Here is a 16193-nt window from a genome sequence, read left to right on the forward strand (position 1 = left end):
CTTCGCGTGGCAATTCAGGTTAGGCTCACCTAAGTAGGAGGTGGAGCCGTGACCGAGGCACCCGTATCCGTGCGCCGCCCGCCCGCGCCGAATCCCGCCGAACGCGCCAAGACGATCGCGACGCGCGGCGGCCCGGCGACGATCATGCCGACCGTCGAGAACGCCGGCTGCGAGGCCGAACGCGTCGAGCCGGTCCTGCATCACGTGCACCACAGCGGAAGCGTCAGCATTCTTCTGCCGGACGAGCACCCGATGGTGTGCGCGTCCCGGCAGGCTCAGCGCGGCGAGCTCGCCGTCATGGTCGAGCTCGCCGACCACGCCCCGGTGGCGCTGCGGGAACCGGTCCGCGGCCTGCTGTGGATCACCGGATGGCTCCGGCCGCTGACCGAGGTGTCGGCCCGCGCGCGTGCGGTGTCGATCGCGGAGCAGCGGCCGGACCATCGGCTTCTCGACGTAGGCCACGGCCTCACGCTGCTCCGGCTGACCCCGGCCTCACTGGTCCTCGCCGACGCGGAGGGCACGCATTCTCTTCGGCCGCACATGTTCAGCGCGGCCCCGCCGGACCCGTTCCACGATTACGAGGCGGAATGGCTGCGGCATCTGGAAAGCGACCATCCGGACGTCGTGGAGCAGCTGGCCCGGCATCTGCCCGCGGACCTGCGCGGCGGCCGGATCCGCCCGCTCGGCCTGGACCGGTACGGCCTGCGCCTGCGCGTCGAATCGACGGCGGGCGACCACGACGTCCGCCTCGCCTTCTCCCGCACGGTCGACAGCCCGCCGCAGCTGGCCGCGGAACTGCGGCGTCTCCTCGGCTGCCCCTTCCTCCGCGGCGAAGCCTGACTGGCCGTGAAGGACTCCTTGAGGGAATCTGATTCCCTCAAGGAGTCCTTCACGGACCTCACTCGTCGGCCAGCTCCGGAGGGAAGCCGCCGGTCGCGATCGGCCCCCAGCGGTCGATCGTGATCCGGATCAGGCTCTTGCCCTGTTTGCGCATCGCCTCGCGGTACTCGTCCCAGTCCGGGTGCTCGCCGGAGATGCTGCGGAAGTAGTCGACCAGCGGCTCGACCGAATCCGGCAGGTCGATCACCTCCGCGGTCCCGTCGACCTGCACCCACGGGCCGTTCCACTCGTCCGACAGCACGCACACCGACACCTTCGGGTCGCGCCGGAGGTTGACCGCTTTCGCGCGCTTCGGATAGGTCGCGATGACGATGCGGCCCTCGTCGTCGACGCCGCAGGTGTTCGGGGACAGCTGGGGCCGCCCGTCGGCGCGGGTGGTCACCAGGATCGCGCGGTGACGCGGCTTCAGGAACGCGACCAGCTCGGCGCGCTCGACCTTCGTGTTGGTGGCGATAGTCCTCGGCATACCCCGACGGTAGCGTGCGTTCATGCGCACCACAGAACGCTCCGGAGGGCTGTCCGGCCTGCGATCCTGGCTCAACCCGGCACTTCCGGCGTTCCCGGCTCCGCTCACCGATCCCGGTGAGCGGCGTGCGGTCAAGATCGAGCTGACCCTCGTTTTCGGCATCACCCTCGGGCTGTCCGGCGCGCGCAGTCTGCTGTCCCTTGTGGACTCTCTGTTGCGCCCGACCCCGTTGGCGCAGCAGCAAGTGCAGCTCAACGTCCCGCGCGCCGCGGCGAGCCTGCTGGACCTGCTCCAGCAGCTGCTGAGCGCCGCGCAACTGATCGGCTGGGGCGGGCTCGGGCTGTACCTGCTGTGGCGGGCCGGGCTGAAACTGCGCGAAATCGGCCTGAGCCGCCGCATCCGCTCCGACGCGCTCGTCACCGTCGGGCTCGCCGCGCTGATCGGCATTCCCGGGCTCGCGCTGTACTTCCTCTCCTACCACCTCGGGTTCAGCCTCGCGGTGCAACCGTCCACTTTGGGCGATACGTGGTGGCGGCCGATCGCGCTGACGCTTTCCGCGTTCGGCAACGCTTTCGCCGAGGAGGTGCTCGTGATCGGGTACCTGCTCACGCGGCTGCGGCAACTCGGGGTGCGCGAGAACGCGTCGCTGTTCGGCGCCGCCGTGCTGCGCGGTTCCTACCACCTGTACCAAGGGTTCGGCGGGTTCGTCGGCAACCTGGTGATGGGGCTGGTGTTCGGCCGCGTATGGCAGCGGACCAACCGGCTGTGGCCGCTCATCGCGGCGCACACTTTGTTCGATGTGGTGTCCTTCGTCGGCTATTCGTTGCTGAAAGGCCGCCTTTCCTGGCTCCCGTGATGCCCGCTCATTAGGCTCCGTTTCGTGAGCGAGACGAGCGAGATGACCGCACCTCCCCGGGTGGACAGCGAAGTCGGGCCTCTCCGGGCAGTCCTGCTGCACCGGCCGGGCAACGAGCTGAAACGGCTCACGCCCCGCAACAACGACAAGCTGCTCTTCGACTCCATCCCGTGGGTGAGCCGCGCCCAGCAGGAACACGACGCGTTCGCCGACGTCCTGCGCGGCCGCGGCGTCGAGGTGCTGCTGCTGGCCGACGTTCTCCGCACCGCGCTGGAAGACCAGCGCGCGCACGCCGCCGGCGTCCACGCCGCGGTGGACGACCGGCGGCTCGGCAACGACCTCGCGGACTCGCTGAGGTCGCACCTCACGAGCGTCGACGCGCCCACGCTCGCCGAAGTCCTGATGGCGGGCATGACGTTCGAGGAGTTGCCATCCGCCGAGGGCGCGTCGCTGGTGCGGATGATGCACCATCCGCGCGACTTCGCCGTCGATCCGTTGCCCAATCTGCTCTTCACCCGCGATTCGTCGGCGTGGATCGGCGACCGTGTCGCGATTTCGTCGCTGACCATGCCCGCGCGGCGGCGGGAAACGGCGCTGCTCGACCTCATTTACGCCTACCATCCCCGATTCCGCCACGCCGCCCGCGCTTACGGCGCGCATTCCGCCCCGATCGAAGGCGGAGACGTGATGCTGCTGGCCCCCGGCGTCGTCGCGATCGGCGTCGGCGAACGGACGACTCCGGCCGGCGCCGAATCGCTCGCTCGTTCCGTATTCGCCGACGGACTCGCGCATACCGTCCTCGCGGTGCCGATCGAACAATCGCGCGCGACAATGCATCTCGACACCGTGTGCACGATGGTCGATGTCGACGCCGTCGTGATGTATCCGCTCGCCCGCGATTCCCTCACCGCGTTCACCCTGAAACCGACCGGCGACGGCGGGGTCAAAGTGGCCGGCCCGACGCCATTCCTGGAAGCCGCCGCGGAAGCGATGGAGATCGACCGGCTGCGGGTGATCGACACCGGCCTCGACCCGGTCACCGCGGAGCGCGAGCAGTGGGACGACGGCAACAACACGCTGGCCTTGGCCCCGGGTGTGGTCGTGGGGTACGAACGGAACGCGGAGACCAACGAGCGGCTCACCGCGGCGGGAATCGAGGTGCTGCCGATCGCCGGGTCCGAACTGGGGTCCGGCCGGGGCGGCCCGCGCTGCATGTCGTGCCCGGTGCGCCGCGATCCCCCGCCGAAGCGGCGCTGACGTCTTGAGGCGAAGTTAGCCTTTCCTTAATAAGGGTAAATACATTAAGGGAAGGCTAACCAAAATAAGTGTTTCCTTCTTGAGGAATGGTAACCCTAATAGGGTGGAGATCACCAGCCAAAAGTGGAAAACAATCGAACATTGACGTACCGTGATGGACATGGCCCTCACGAAGAAAGAACCGCGCTCCAAGTTCTACGAACTGCTGCAGGCGCAGATCCACAACGAGTTCAACGCCTCCCAGCAGTACATCGCGCTCGCGGTCTGGTTCGACAACGAGGACCTGCCGCAGCTGGCGAAGCACTTCTACAAGCAGTCGGTGGAAGAGCGCAATCACGCGATGGCGCTCGTCCAGTACATGCTCGACCGGGACCACCACGTCGAGATTCCCGGCACCGGCGAGGTCCGCAACGAGTTCTCCGCCCCGCTCGAGCTGATCGAGCTCGCGCTGGAGCAGGAGAAGGAGGTCGCCGCCGACATCTCCGCGCTCGCGAAGGCCGCCCGGGCCGAGGAGGACTACATCAGCGAGCAGTTCGTCCAGTGGTTCCTCAAGGAGCAGGTCGAGGAGATCTCCCAGATGTCGACGCTGGTCACGGTCGCGCGCCGCGCGGGTGACAACGTCTACGAGATCGAGAAGTTCCTGCACCGCGAGGCCGTCGGCGCCACCGGCGCGGACTCGGGGATGCCCCCGGTCGCGGGTGGCGCGCTGTAACGCTCACACGATCCCGGAAGCCCGGTTGTCCCCACTGTGGACAACCGGGCTTCCCCCTGTGGATAACTTCATCGCCGCTCGTAATGCGCGATGAGCACGCCAGTGGTGGTCGCGACGCTTCCGGCGAGGGAGAACTCGGTCAACGGCGCGGGCCCCTCGAACAACCGCGCGCCGCGGCCGAGCGTCAGCGGGTGGATCAGCAGCGTGTAGCGGTCGACCAGTCCGGCGGCGTGCAGCGCACGCACGAGCGAAACGCTGCCGATGATCGAAAGATCCTTACCCGGCAAGGCTTTCAGCTCCGCCACGGTCTCCACCGCGGAGCCGCGCAGCAGCACCGAATTCTGCCAGGCGTCGGCATTGTCGAGGGTAGTGGAGACGACGTACTTTTTCGCGGCGTTCATGTGTGCGGTGAACGGATTCCCGTCGGTCCGAGGCCCCCACGCCATGCGGAAATCCTCCCAGGTGCGCCGGCCGAACAGCATGTCCCCAGGCCGGCTCATGCCCTTGGCCATCTCGCGCGCCATGACGTCGTCGCTGTAGCCGTTGCCCCAGCCGCCTAGGTCGAACCCACCGCGAGTGTCCTCGTCGCTGCGGCCGAGGCCTTGGACGACGCCGTCGAGGGTGATGCTCAGGGTGACGCTGATCGAACGCATCGGGGTTGTCCTTCCGCTTCCGCGGGCCGCCGGTCGGCCCGTCACCCGCTACACGAGCGGCGCGGAGCCGGATCGACATCGGCCCGAGGAAATTTTTCAGCCGGCGCAGTCCTGCGTCTTAGCTCGGACCTCGATGCTCTGGACCGCACCGTCCGAGTTCAGCGTGAAGTGATACGCCCCCTGGTCACCGGTCGGCGACACGAGCGCGCTCCCCGACTCCGACGTGCCCGGATAGGTCGCGGTGACCTGGTCCTTCGGCGACCCGTCGCCGACGCCTTCCGGGGTGTGCGCGGTGCCATCAGGCTTCACCGCGACCACGCCGTTGTCCTGCGACACGACGGCCGTCGCTGCGGGCACCCCGGCACCGCTGACGTCGTAGTAGGTGCAGCCAGCCGACTCTTTCACCGCCGTGAGCTTCATGCCCTGGTCCGCGAGCTGCTGCTCGGTCATGCCGAGCTTCACCGCGCCCAGGCCGTCCGCGGTCACCAACGCTCCGGACACGGCCTTCGTCGTCGGCGTCGTCTGCGGCGGCGCCGGCTTCGTGTGGTGCGGACGCGCGGGCGGTGCCGGAAGCTCGGCCGTACCGGGTGCCGATGATTCGACCGGCGCTGGCACCTGCGTCGATTCGGCGCTCGACGGCGGCTCAGGCACCGAAGAAGAAGGCATCGCGGGCTGGGCCGAAGCGACCTGGCGGGCGGCGACATCGGTCGCCGCGGGCTGGGTGCGCAACTGGAGCACCACCAGTCCGGCCGACGCCACCGCGAGGACGCACGCCGCCCCGGCCGCGGACGTCAGGATCCGCTGCCTGCGCCGCCGCCTGCGCGCGCCCGCCACGATGGCCGACGCGGCGTCCTCGGGTGGCTCCACGGCCAGCCGGTCGTCGGAGAAGAGGGCGCGGAGCCGCTGTTCCAGATCGTCGGGCTGGCTCACCCGGCGTCGCCTCCTTCCTGGTTCCGCAGTTTCGCCCGCAGGGACGCGATCGCCTTGCTCGCTTGGCTTTTCACCGTCCCCTGGCTGATGTCCAGCGCCTTCGCGATTTCCACTTCGGACAGTCCTTCGTAGTACCGCAGCACCATCACCGTGCGCTGCCGCGGCGGGAGGTCCCGCAGCGCCTGCCACAGCGGCTCGTGCTCGAAGGGATCCTTCGGCGCGCACGGGCTGGTCTCGGGCAGGTCCGCGACCAGGTTCTCCTTCCTCGTCCGGCGCCAGCGGCTGACGTGCGCGTTCGCCATCGAACGCCGCACATACGCCAGCGGGTCGCCGGTCTTCTGCTGCACGTACGACCAGCGCGCGCCGATCTTTTCGAGCACGGTCTGGACGAGGTCGGCGGCATCGTGCGGATTCCCGGTGAGAACGTGGCCGTAGCGGAGCAGCCCGGGCAGGGCCTCGCGCACGAACTCGCCGAAGTCCGTGACGGTGTTGACCGCTTCCTCCGCGGAACCTGCCCAGGGTGGATCTCCGCTCGCGAGGGGCAATGCGGCTGCCGTCACCGTATCGCCCCCTCCCCGGATGACCACGTGCAGCGACGGTTCCTCGTCGTCCCCACCACGCATGAGCGCCCCCGAGGGTTGTCCCGTCTCCGTCGCTACTTTCCGTAGCTGTGGACAACTGAGGTCAGCGCACGGAAAGCGACTCGGGCAGCTTCAAGGCGCCGCCGGAGTCAGTGGGGAAATCGTGGACCGCGACCACAGCGTTTCGCGGGAGCGGCCCGTAGATGTGCGGGAACAGGATTCCGCGCGGGTCCGGCGGCACGCCGTCCTCCCAGCGGACCGGCGCGTCGACCAGCTTGGGGTCGATTTCCAGCAGCACCAGCCCGGTGCGGCCGCGGTAAAGCGCGTTGGCGGGCAGGGCGACCGTGCCCGGATCCGAGCAGTGGATGAATCCGACGTCGTCGAGCGAGGGCGCGCGGTATTCGCCGTCGGCGGGCACCGCGGCCCACTCGTCGCGGGTGCAGATGTGGAGGATCACGAAGCGATCGTCCCACCTGTGGACAACTCGGCCTGAGTTGTCCACAGGTGGATACGTCAGCGAATGGTGAGCTGCCGCCCGATCAGACCGTCGCGGGCACGCCGCTCGGCGGCGTTGAGCGGCTCCGAGTCGAGCGACTTGAGGGCCTCGTCCAGCCGGGCGCCGAGCTGGTCCTTGGGCTCGGCCCATTCCCGGGCGTGCGCCTCGGGGTCGAGGTCCCACACCGGGACGAGCAGGCCGTGCGCGCGGAACGACCCGGCGTACCGGGTGCCCTCGCCGAGCCCGAGCGTGCCCGCCGCGGACAGTCGCGCAAGCGCTTGCAGCAGCAGGTTCTCCGGTTCCGGGCGGACCCAGCGCAGGTGCGCCTTCTCGCCGGCGAGCACCCAGTACGCGCCGGAGCCGAGCCGGTCGGTGGGCATGATCGCGGCGTTCGCACGCTCAAGGGACACCGCGACGTCGCCGGTCGCGTCCGCGTCCTCGGGCAGCCACCACGCGAAGTCGGTGTGGAGGTCGACCTCCAGCTCCGCGCTCGGCACGAGCAGGTCCTGGAGCCGGTTGCGCTCGTCCGGATCGGTGGGCGACGTCGTGTCCGGCACCGACAGCACATCGCCCGGTTCGGCGTCGAGCAGCCAGCGCAGCGCGCGGCCGAGGTCGCGGCTGATGTCCGAGGATCGCGTCTGCACCTGCAGCCCCAGGAAGCGCTCGCCGTCCGACCGGACGAACGCCGCGGCGGCCATGGGCAGCACCGTGCCGAGCGTGACGTCGCCACCGTCGGCGAGCGTGAGCTTCGCCGTGGCCGACGGGACGAACTCGCGCAGCGCGATCAGCTCCGGGCCCGCCGCCAGACCCTCGAACGGCTGGCCGACGAAGACGTCGCGCACCTTCGGCTTGCGGTCCGGCTTGGGACCCTTCTTACGCGCGCCTTTACCCATTTCAGCCTCCTTGGAACTCGGTGTCAGACGCTATCGAAGGGACCGGCCGCCCAGGCTCGCGGGTTAGAGTCAGCTCGTGTTCGACCCTCGCGATCCCGCTTTCCTCGCCGACCCGTATCCCGCGTTCGCCGCGCTGCGCGCCGAAGGCGAGGTGCACCAGCACGACGGCCTCGGCATCGCGATCACGGTTTCGCACGCCGCGTCCGCCGCCGTGCTCCGGCACCGCGGACTCGGCCGCATCTGGACCGACGCGCAACCGCTCGAACGGTTCGCGTCGTTCAACCTGTTGCACCGCAACTCGTTGCTGGAGAACGAACCGCCCGCGCACACCCGCCTGCGCCGCGTCATCGCGGGCGAGTTCGGCCGGGGCCACGTGCAACGGCTGCGTCCGATGGTCGCGGAACTCGCGGAGTCCATGGTGGACACTCTGGCCGCGAAAATCGCCGCCGACGGAAGCGCGGACCTGCTCGAACACCTCGCGCAGCCGCTGCCGGTCGCGGTCATCGCCGAACTGCTCGGCGTCCCTACGTCGGACGGCTCGCAGCTGGTGACGTGGAGCAACGCCATCGTGAAGATGTACGAATACGGCCTGTCGGAGGAAGGCCGCGACGCCGCCGAGCAAGCCGCGGCCGATTTCGTGGCGTACCTTCGCGACGTCGTCGCTGGCTCCCCGCGCGGGATCGTCCGCGACCTGACCGCGAGCGAACTGACCCCCGACGAGGTCGTCGCCACCGCGGTACTGCTCCTGATGGCCGGACACGAGGCGACGGTGAACGTGATCGGCAACGGGGTGACCGCGCTGCTCACCCACCGCACGGAATGGGAGCGGCTGAGGTCCGACCCCACGTTGCTGGACTCGGCTGTGGAAGAACTGATCCGCTTCGACTCGCCGTTGCAGTTGTTCGAGCGCACGGCGACCGAGGACGTGGAAATCGCCGGTTATCGGGTGGCGAAGGGCTCGAAGATCGGTGCGCTGCTGGGTGCCGCGGCGCGCGACCCGAAGGTGTTCGACGCCCCGGACACCCTGGACGTGGGCCGGTCGCCGAACGCACATCTCGGGTTCGGGATGGGGATCCATTACTGCGTCGGGGCACCGCTGGCCCGGGTGGAGATCGCGGCCGCGTTGACGGCATTGACGAAGCGGCTGCCGGACCTGCGGCTGGCCGCGGAGCCGGAGCGGAGGCCGGAATTCGTGATCCGGGGACTGCGGACTTTGCCGGTGACTGCCTGACCTGCGCGGTTCGGGTGGCAAGTGCTGCATAATCGCGCCGCTGCGGGCCGGAATCGGCGCTGACCGGTTCTTGGAGCCGGGGTACAGGAAGGCCCCATGCCACTCGGAAGCAGGCCGCGTACCCGCCCGGTCTGCGGACGGCAGGACCACATACCGAGGACACCCCCGCAAACCAGCAAACGGCCCAGCAACCCGCCCCGCTCTCACCGCAAGCCCGCGAACAAGTCGTCCTCCACTCCGGGGCCGATCTCGACGGGGCCGTTCGTGCGGGCCAGGTGGTAGTCCTCCCACGGCCAGGCCTTCCGCTCGATCTCGCGTGAGTGCGCGAAAAACGGATGCCCCGGGTCCATCTGCGTGGCGTGCGCGCGCAACGCGGCATCCCGGGTCGCGAAGTATTCCTCGCAGCGGATGCGGGTGGTCACGGTCAGGACGTCAGTCGGCGGCAGTTCTTCCAGAACCGGACCCATCAACGACTCTTCACCCGCGGCGAGGGTCGCTTCGTGCATGGCTTCGAACCAGGATCGGCTGAGCGTGGCCAGGTAGTAGAGCTTGCGTGGGGTGCCGTCGTCGGACTCCTCGAACGCCGCGGTCGTGACCTCGTGCGTGCGGATGTGGTCCGGGTGTGGATAACCGCCGGTCTCGTCATAGGTGACGACCACCTGTGGACGGAATTCCCACATCAGTTCCAGCAGTGGTTTTGTCGCTTCTGCCAAAGGAATCCGCGCGAAGCTTCCGGCCGGGGACGGCTCGTCCATACCCGAGTCCGCATGGCCGAGGAATGTTTGGCGGATGCCGAGAATCCTTGCCGCATCAGCCATTTCCCGGCGACGGATGGCGGGCAGATCCCGTCGGATGTCTTCTCGGTCCAAAGTGGGGTTGAGTACATCGCCGCGTTCGCCGCCGGTGCAGGTGGCTACGAGGACGTCCACGCCCTCGGCTGCGTAGCGGGCCAGGGTCGCGGCGCCTTTGCTTGATTCGTCATCGGGATGGGCGTGCACGGCCAAGAGGCGAAGCGTCATGCGCGAGTTCCTTTCGGGAAGAAGAGGGCGGGGATAAAGCTCAGCAGGGAAAGGCCGAGTGCCCAGGTGAAGGTCGTGCCGAACGCGGCGGCACCCCGCGGCTGCGCGTGCAGGACAGCGACGAGAAGCGCCGTGCCGAGCGAGCCGCCGATGCGGTTGACGACGTTGATCGCGCTCGCCGCACGCGGGATCCGACTGCGTTCCAGTGAGGTGTAGAGCATCGTCATGCCGGGAGTGGTCGTCGCGCCTAGGCCGAACCCACGGATCAGCAACGAAACTGTCAACAGGGCCGGGCTTGGGGAATCGCCGAGTTGCGTGAAGGCGATCGTGCCTACGAGCGACAACGCGATGCCGGTGAGCATGACTGCTCGCGAGCCAAAGCGGTCCAACAGTCTTCCGCCTGCGATGAGGACAACGGCGGAGCCGAGGGCTTGTGGCGCGAGCAGAAGTCCGGCGGCGAGCACGGACGTGTGCTGGATTTGCTGGTAGTAAAGCGGAAGCAGCAGCATCGAACTGTACAGGGACGCGCCAAGCAGGAAGGTGCTCGCGCTCGCGACGGTAAAAGCCTTGTGCGCGAACAACTTCAGGTCAAGCAGCGGCGCATGCGCACGACGAGCGTGCCAGGCGTAAGCGAGCAGCAACATCGCGCCGGCGAGGGCGAAGGCGGGGGAACCTTCGCCTAGGCCGTAACCGAGCGCGCCGAGACCAGGCGGGAGCAGCAGGAGCCCGCGGAGGTCCAGCGGATCACGCGTGCCAGCGGGGTTTTCGCGCGGCAGCACCCGGACGGCGAGCAGCAGAGTGACGACGCCGAACGGCACGATCCCGAAGAACAGCCAGCGCCAGCCCAGGTCCTGGACGAGCGCGCCGCCGAGCATCGGGCCGAGCACCGGCGCGACGGTCGCGGGCAGCGTGACCATGCCGATCATCCGGCCCAGCCGAGGACCGGCCGCCTGCGCGAAAATCGCCTGGCCGACCGGTTGCATGAGACCGCCGCCGAGCCCGTGCAGCACGCGGAACGCGATCAGCGCCGGAGCCGACCAGGCGAATCCGCACAGCACCGTCCCCAGCGTGAACAGCCCGACGGCCGCGATCCACACCTGACGGCCGCCGAACCGGTCGGAAAGCCACCCGGACAGCGGGATGGTGAACGAGGCGGCCAGCAGGTACGCGCTGGCCACCCACTGCACGGTCGGCAGCGAACTGTCCAGGTCACGCGCCATCACGCCGATGCCGACCGACACGATCGTCGCGTCGAGGATCGACAGCACCGCGCCCAGGATCAGGACCCCGCCGAGCCGGCGAAGCCCGGAATCGGAGACCGGAGCCACCGGAAGCCGCGTGGTCATCGCAGCACCCCCTTCACTAGGTCGGACCTGAGATTAGGTCGAACCCAGTTAATGGGTCAAGCACAAATTTAGGTCCGACCTAGTACACTGGCCGACGTGAGCCTCAGGGAGCAGAAGAAGCTGGAGACGCGGCAGACGATCTCGGCGGTCGCGACCCGGCTGTTCATCCAGCGCGGGTTCGACCAGGTGACGATCGCCGAGGTCGCGGAGGCGGCGCGGGTCGCCAAGATGACCGTGACCAATCACTTCAGCCGGAAGGAAGACCTGGTCTTCGACATCCGGACGGACTTCGTGGACTGGCCGGCGAACCTGGTCCGAGCCAATCCGGAAACGCCGGCGCTGGTCGCCGTCCGGGACGGATGCTTCGCGGAGCTGGACAAGGCGGGCCCGATGCTCGGGTTCGCGGACGTGTCCTTCGTGCGGATGGTGCGGCAAAGCGAACGGCTCACGTCCGCGCTCCGGGACATGCACGTCGACCGGGAAACCCAGCTCGTCGCCGCGCTGCTGGACCGGCATCCGGACCGCGAAATGCTGTCGCGGACGGCCGGGGCGCATCTCACGTCAGTGCTGCGGCTTCTTCTCGACGACGTCTGGCAGCTGACCTGGCAGGACGTCAAACTGGACGACCTGGTGGAGCAGATCCGGGATTCCGCGGCGGTCGCGTTCGGCCAGCTGGAACCGGCGCTCGGCGACCTCTAACGCGCGGCGCCGACCGGACGCGCGGTCCGCAGCTCCGGCTCCGGCGCGCCCTCGATCTTGAGCACGCGGAGGTCGCGCAGCCGTTCCGGGGCGATCGGCATCAGCAGATGCGAGAACCGCCGGATCACGAGCGCGGTGACGATCGCGAGCGCGGCCGCGGTCAGGTCGGTGAGCGCGACCAGCAGGACGCTGTCCGCCATCGCCTGCACGCCCGGCCGCATCCGCCAGATGATCGTGACGATCAGCAGGACCCAGTTCGCCAGCCACGCGCCCCACCAGCCCAGCACCAGCCGTGAGGGCTTCGGCCGCTGGTCACGCGGACGGCGGAGGACGGCGTGCTCCAGCTCGCTGACCACGGACAACGCGAGCGGCAGATTCACGATCGGCACCAGCACGCTCACGAGCACCTGCCAGACCGGCCGCGGCGGCGCTTCCCCCGCCTCGTCGGCAGCGGCTTGCCGGGCGACCAGCAGCCACCAGACCGAGAGCCCCGCGGGAAGCAGCGAAAAGATCGTGGTGAGCAGCCCAGCGAGCATCACAAAGGCGTCGGAGAACTCGACCACGCTGGAGTTCAGCGCGGAATCGCGGCTCTCCACGAGAAGTGCGTACCGCCAGATTTCCGCCGCCGCCGCGGTCACGGCGAGGACGGCGAACGTCCAGAGGATTGTCGTAAGGCTCCGTGCGAGCACCGGAATGCGGTCGAGCGGCCGGATCTCGCCGGACGCGGTGCCGGGCACGGTCGTCGGACGGCGCCAGGTCAGGTTCGGGAAGCCCCAGCGCGGCGGCACCGGATAGGACGGCGGACCGGAGTAGGGCGTCGCGGGCACGGCGCGGCGACGGCGGACGGCACTTGGCGGCGGGGACGCGACCCAGCGCAGTTTGGCCGCTCGTTTCGGCGGGCTCGGCTGCTGCTGTTGCTGCGCGGGCCGGTGGATCGCGCCTTGCGGAGCAGCGGTGAACGGACGCGGGTACGCCGGATGCTGCGGATAGGCCTGCGCTGGGTACTGCTGCGGGTACGGATTGGCGAACTGCTGGCCAGGATGCGCCTGCGGCGGTGCCCAATAACCAGGCGGCGGCGTACCCGGCCGGGCCGCCATACCACCGGGTTGCGGAGGAAAGCCCGGCTGAGCCGGATTGCCTGGCCGAGCATCCGCGCCGCCAGGCTGAGCGGGAGGCGGCTGCCCGCCCGGCGGTGGAGCCGAAGCCCAGCCAGGTCCGTTCACCGGCGCGGCACCCGCAGGTCCTTCGTGGCCCGGAGCGGACTCGCGCCCGCCATTAGCTGGCCCAGCGTTCCCTTTCTCCCGGCCAAAGCCAGGCACGAACGACGCCGGATCCGAGGATTCCGGCGGCTCGGGAACAGACTGGGCAGGCATCCGTCAGAGAACCTCGGGTTCAGCGTCGGGGTTATCGCTCACCATGCGGCGGCCTTCGCGGGCCCAGGCGCCCATTCCGCCCGCGACGTTGACCGCGTCCCAGCCGCTCGCGTTCAGCCAGGCCGTGGCTCGTGCCGAACGGCCGCCGGAGCGGCAGATCACGTAGACCGGATTGTCCTCGGGGAATTCAGCGAGTTCGCCGACCCGCGCGGGCAGTTCGCCGAGCGGGATGTGCACCGCGGCGGGGGCGTGCCCGGCGGCCCACTCGTCGTCCTCGCGGACGTCGAGCAGTGCCACGTCCGCGGGCAGGTCGCGGACTTCAGCGGTCGGAATTTCAGCAGGGCTCACCACAGGTTCCATGCTCCCATGTCAGGACGTTGTACGCGCGTGAGGAACGCTAACCGCTAAGCCTTGCGGTGGCGTCCCCGGCCGGTCCGGGCCTTGTCGTCGGCCTGGCCGAACCGGGCGACCGCGCGGTCGCGCATCAGGCCGAGCGGGTCGGGGGCGTGCAGGCGCAGCATGATGTCGTTCACCAGTTCCGGGCGGCCGGACCGGGTCAGCCGGCTCACCACATAGGTCGCCAGGAACGCCGAGGGCACCGAGATCAGCGCCGGCTGCACGGTGTACCACGGCGTCTTGTCTCCGGTGTACTCGCAGACGATGTTGTACGCCAGCGCGCCGAGCACCATTCCGCCGCCGATGACCATCCCGGCCAGCGCGCCCGGCCAGCTGAGCTTGCGCCACCAGATGCCGAGCAGCAGCAGCGGGCTGAACGTGGACGCGGCGAGCGCGAACGTCATCCCGATCGAGAGCGAGATGTCCTCGGTGCGGAAGATCAGCGTGAGCGCCATCGGGCAAATCGCGACCAGGAGCGTCGCGACCCGGAAGTCCCGGACCCGGCCCGGCAGCAGGTCCGTCGACACGACCCCGGCCACGCTCACCAGCAGCCCCGAGCAGCTCGAGAGGAACGCCGCGAACGCGCCCGCGGCCGTCACCGCGGCGAGGATCTGCCCTGGCCAGCCGGGCAGCACCGCGGTCGGCAACAACAGCACGGCCGCGTCGGTATTGCCGGTGAGCAGCAGCTGCGGCACGTACATCCGCGAGAGCGCGCCCAGCATCGTCGGGAATAGATAGAACAGCCCGAGCAGCAGCAGCACGTGCACGGTGGTGCGGCGTGCGGCCTTGCCGTCGGGGTTGGTGTAGAAGCGGACCAGCACGTGCGGCAGGCCCATGGTGCCGAGGAACAGCGCGAAAATCAGCGAGTACGTCTGCAGCAGGTCGCTGAGGCCGCTTGACGCCGGGTGCAGCCACGCGTCGTTCGTCGTCGGCGCGTCGCTCACGACCGGCACCGGCGTGCCCGCGGCGAATTCCAGCGTCGTGCCCGCGGACACCTTGTGCGGCACGAGCGGCGACCAGCGCGCCATGCCGCCCGCGGGACCGTCGTCGATGTGGCCGTGTGCGTAGAAGAACGTCTCGGTGGTGACCTTCACGGTCACGTCGGTCTGCACCGTCACCTTGGTGTCCGACGGGAACACCGGCGGCGCGGGCGCACCGAGCGCGCGCACGCCGCCCGGGCCGCCGCCGGCGAAGAAAACCATGCACAGCACGAAAGTCGGCACGGCGATCGCGAACAGCTTGAGCCAGTACTGGAACGCCTGGACCACGGTGATCGCGCGCATCCCGCCGGCCATCACGTTGACCGCGACCAGGACGATGACGAGAAGCGCACCCGCCCACGCCGGCACCGGAACGATCTGCGCCAGCGTCAAACCGGCGGCCTGCAGCTGCGGGACCATGTAGAGAATCCCGATGAACACCGCGCCCGCGGTCGCGAACCGGCGCAGGCCGATCGAACCGAGCCGGGCTTCCACGAAGTCCGGCAGCGTGTAGGCACCGGATCGGCGCAGCGGCGCGGCGACGAACAGCATCAGCGCGAGGTACCCGGCGGTGAAGCCGATCGGGTACCAGGTCGCGTCGGCGCCCTGCTTGAGCACCATGCCCGCGACACCGAGGAACGACGCCGCGGACAGGTACTCGCCGGAGATCGCGGCGGCGTTGCGGCTGGAGCGCACGGTTCGGCGGGCGACGAGGAAGTCGTGCGTGCTGGTGGCCCGGCGCGACGAACGGAAGCCAAGGTAGTAGGTCGCGAAGGCGACCAGCGCGAGGCCGGTCAACGTCCACGGGGTCAGCTGCACGGCGTGAATCCTCGCACGACCGCACGCTTCCGGGACGCGCCGCCACCAGGGAGCGCGTCCCCCGCGCGGGTCAGTTCTCGATCATGTCGACGAAGTCGCGTTCGTGCCGCTCGGCGAGCCGGTTGTACCAGAGGCCGACGGCGAAGAGGAACGGGAACGGAAGCAGGCCGAGCACGAGCCACGGGACCGGGATGCCGATCACGGTAAACCGCGCGACCGCCGGGAGGAAGTAGAACAGCGCGGGCAGCACCCCGAGCACCGCCAGCACGAGCACCGCCAGCAGCACCGACGTGCGCAACTGGACCTTCACCAGGTCGCGGACCAGCAGTTTTCCCCAGCTGGTCTGTTCCTCCAGTTCGATCCGCCCGCGCATCCGCCCCGACGACTGCCGAGAATCGGCGAGCACCACGCGTTCCCGTTTCGGCCGCACGTGCGCGGGTTCGCTGGACCGCGGGACCGGTTCGGGGGCGGGAGGCACCGGTTCGACCACCGCGCGGTCCTCCGGCCGCACGCCCAGCGTCGGGTCCGGTTTGCGGACTCCGTTCTCGAGCCGGTGGTAAGGGTCTTCGGGCGAGGCCATCGACGG

The 16193-nt window shown here is 69.3% G+C and carries 18 protein-coding genes; 6 read left to right on the forward strand and 12 right to left on the reverse strand.

The window, feature by feature from the left end; all coding sequences use genetic code 11:
• The first annotated feature begins 48 nt into the window (after positions 1-48).
• Positions 49-840: a DUF2470 domain-containing protein gene (locus tag H5411_RS02015; RefSeq protein ID WP_101436571.1), complete on the forward strand. Its 792-nt coding sequence runs from the start codon at positions 49-51 to the stop codon at positions 838-840.
• Positions 841-898: 58 nt separating this feature from the next.
• Here the strand turns inward: H5411_RS02015 and H5411_RS02020 are convergent, their stop codons facing one another.
• Positions 899-1366, reverse strand: a complete 468-nt coding sequence (locus H5411_RS02020; RefSeq protein WP_101436572.1) for a PPOX class F420-dependent oxidoreductase — start codon at positions 1364-1366, stop codon at positions 899-901.
• A 22-nt stretch (positions 1367-1388) separates the two neighbouring features.
• On the opposite strand from H5411_RS02020, the gene H5411_RS02025 reads away from it, so the two are divergent.
• The 3 genes from H5411_RS02025 (at position 1389) to H5411_RS02035 (ending at position 4191) form a co-directional block, all read left to right on the forward strand.
• Entirely contained in the window at positions 1389-2222 is an 834-nt protein-coding gene (locus tag H5411_RS02025) for a CPBP family intramembrane glutamic endopeptidase (RefSeq protein ID WP_183122787.1), read from the forward strand.
• Positions 2223-2282: 60 nt separating this feature from the next.
• Positions 2283-3479: an arginine deiminase gene (locus H5411_RS02030; RefSeq protein WP_183122852.1), complete on the forward strand. Its 1197-nt coding sequence runs from the start codon at positions 2283-2285 to the stop codon at positions 3477-3479.
• A gap of 160 nt (positions 3480-3639) precedes the next feature.
• Positions 3640-4191, forward strand: coding sequence for a ferritin (locus H5411_RS02035; protein WP_183122788.1), 552 nt, complete (start codon positions 3640-3642; stop codon positions 4189-4191).
• A 68-nt stretch (positions 4192-4259) separates the two neighbouring features.
• Here H5411_RS02035 and H5411_RS02040 read toward each other — a convergent pair whose 3' ends face one another.
• The 5 genes from H5411_RS02040 to H5411_RS02060 all read right to left on the reverse strand — a co-directional run bounded on the left by H5411_RS02040 (position 4260) and on the right by H5411_RS02060 (position 7744).
• Complete coding sequence (locus H5411_RS02040) at positions 4260-4844, reverse strand: dihydrofolate reductase family protein (protein WP_101436576.1); 585 nt, start codon at positions 4842-4844, stop codon at positions 4260-4262.
• A 96-nt stretch (positions 4845-4940) separates the two neighbouring features.
• Positions 4941-5774 (reverse strand): hypothetical protein, encoded by an 834-nt coding sequence (locus tag H5411_RS02045; RefSeq protein WP_183122789.1) that lies wholly within the window; start codon positions 5772-5774, stop codon positions 4941-4943.
• Positions 5771-6334: a SigE family RNA polymerase sigma factor gene (locus H5411_RS02050; RefSeq protein WP_376772084.1), complete on the reverse strand. Its 564-nt coding sequence runs from the start codon at positions 6332-6334 to the stop codon at positions 5771-5773. Before H5411_RS02050 ends, H5411_RS02045 begins: the two co-directional genes overlap by 4 nt.
• A 124-nt stretch (positions 6335-6458) precedes the next feature.
• Positions 6459-6812, reverse strand: coding sequence for a DUF952 domain-containing protein (locus tag H5411_RS02055; protein ID WP_183122790.1), 354 nt, complete (start codon positions 6810-6812; stop codon positions 6459-6461).
• Between the two features lie 56 nt (positions 6813-6868).
• Positions 6869-7744 carry a DUF5926 family protein gene (locus H5411_RS02060; protein ID WP_183122791.1) on the reverse strand — a complete coding sequence of 292 codons (876 nt, stop codon included), beginning with the start codon at positions 7742-7744 and terminating at the stop codon, positions 6869-6871.
• Positions 7745-7820: 76 nt separating this feature from the next.
• On the opposite strand from H5411_RS02060, the gene H5411_RS02065 reads away from it, so the two are divergent.
• On the forward strand, positions 7821-8975 hold the full coding sequence (locus tag H5411_RS02065; protein WP_101436580.1) for a cytochrome P450: 1155 nt from the start codon (positions 7821-7823) through the stop codon (positions 8973-8975).
• Between the two features lie 203 nt (positions 8976-9178).
• On the opposite strand, the gene mca is transcribed toward H5411_RS02065, so the two are convergent.
• On the reverse strand, positions 9179-9994 hold the full coding sequence (gene mca, locus H5411_RS02070; RefSeq protein ID WP_101436581.1) for a mycothiol conjugate amidase Mca: 816 nt from the start codon (positions 9992-9994) through the stop codon (positions 9179-9181).
• Positions 9991-11340, reverse strand: coding sequence for an MDR family MFS transporter (locus tag H5411_RS02075; RefSeq protein ID WP_101436582.1), 1350 nt, complete (start codon positions 11338-11340; stop codon positions 9991-9993). Before H5411_RS02075 ends, mca begins: the two co-directional genes overlap by 4 nt.
• Before the next feature lie 96 nt (positions 11341-11436).
• On the opposite strand from H5411_RS02075, the gene H5411_RS02080 reads away from it, so the two are divergent.
• The gene (locus H5411_RS02080) at positions 11437-12039 is read left to right on the forward strand and encodes a TetR/AcrR family transcriptional regulator (protein WP_101436583.1); all 603 of its coding nucleotides are present in this window, start codon (positions 11437-11439) and stop codon (positions 12037-12039) included.
• On the opposite strand, the gene H5411_RS02085 is transcribed toward H5411_RS02080, so the two are convergent.
• From H5411_RS02085 to H5411_RS02100, 4 genes are all read right to left on the reverse strand, one after another.
• On the reverse strand, positions 12036-13136 hold the full coding sequence (locus H5411_RS02085) for a DUF4328 domain-containing protein (protein ID WP_244194646.1): 1101 nt from the start codon (positions 13134-13136) through the stop codon (positions 12036-12038). The two genes, H5411_RS02080 and H5411_RS02085, sit on opposite strands and share 4 nt — an antisense overlap.
• Before the next feature lie 279 nt (positions 13137-13415).
• Complete coding sequence (locus H5411_RS02090) at positions 13416-13772, reverse strand: rhodanese-like domain-containing protein (protein ID WP_101436584.1); 357 nt, start codon at positions 13770-13772, stop codon at positions 13416-13418.
• A 44-nt stretch (positions 13773-13816) separates the two neighbouring features.
• On the reverse strand, positions 13817-15607 hold the full coding sequence (locus H5411_RS02095) for a sodium/solute symporter (protein WP_101436585.1): 1791 nt from the start codon (positions 15605-15607) through the stop codon (positions 13817-13819).
• A gap of 70 nt (positions 15608-15677) precedes the next feature.
• Positions 15678-16187: a hypothetical protein gene (locus tag H5411_RS02100; protein WP_101436586.1), complete on the reverse strand. Its 510-nt coding sequence runs from the start codon at positions 16185-16187 to the stop codon at positions 15678-15680.
• Positions 16188-16193 lie beyond the last annotated feature (6 nt).

Source organism: Amycolatopsis echigonensis (assembly GCF_014174495.1).
In the GTDB taxonomy this organism is placed as follows: Bacteria; Actinomycetota; Actinomycetes; order Mycobacteriales; family Pseudonocardiaceae; genus Amycolatopsis; species Amycolatopsis echigonensis.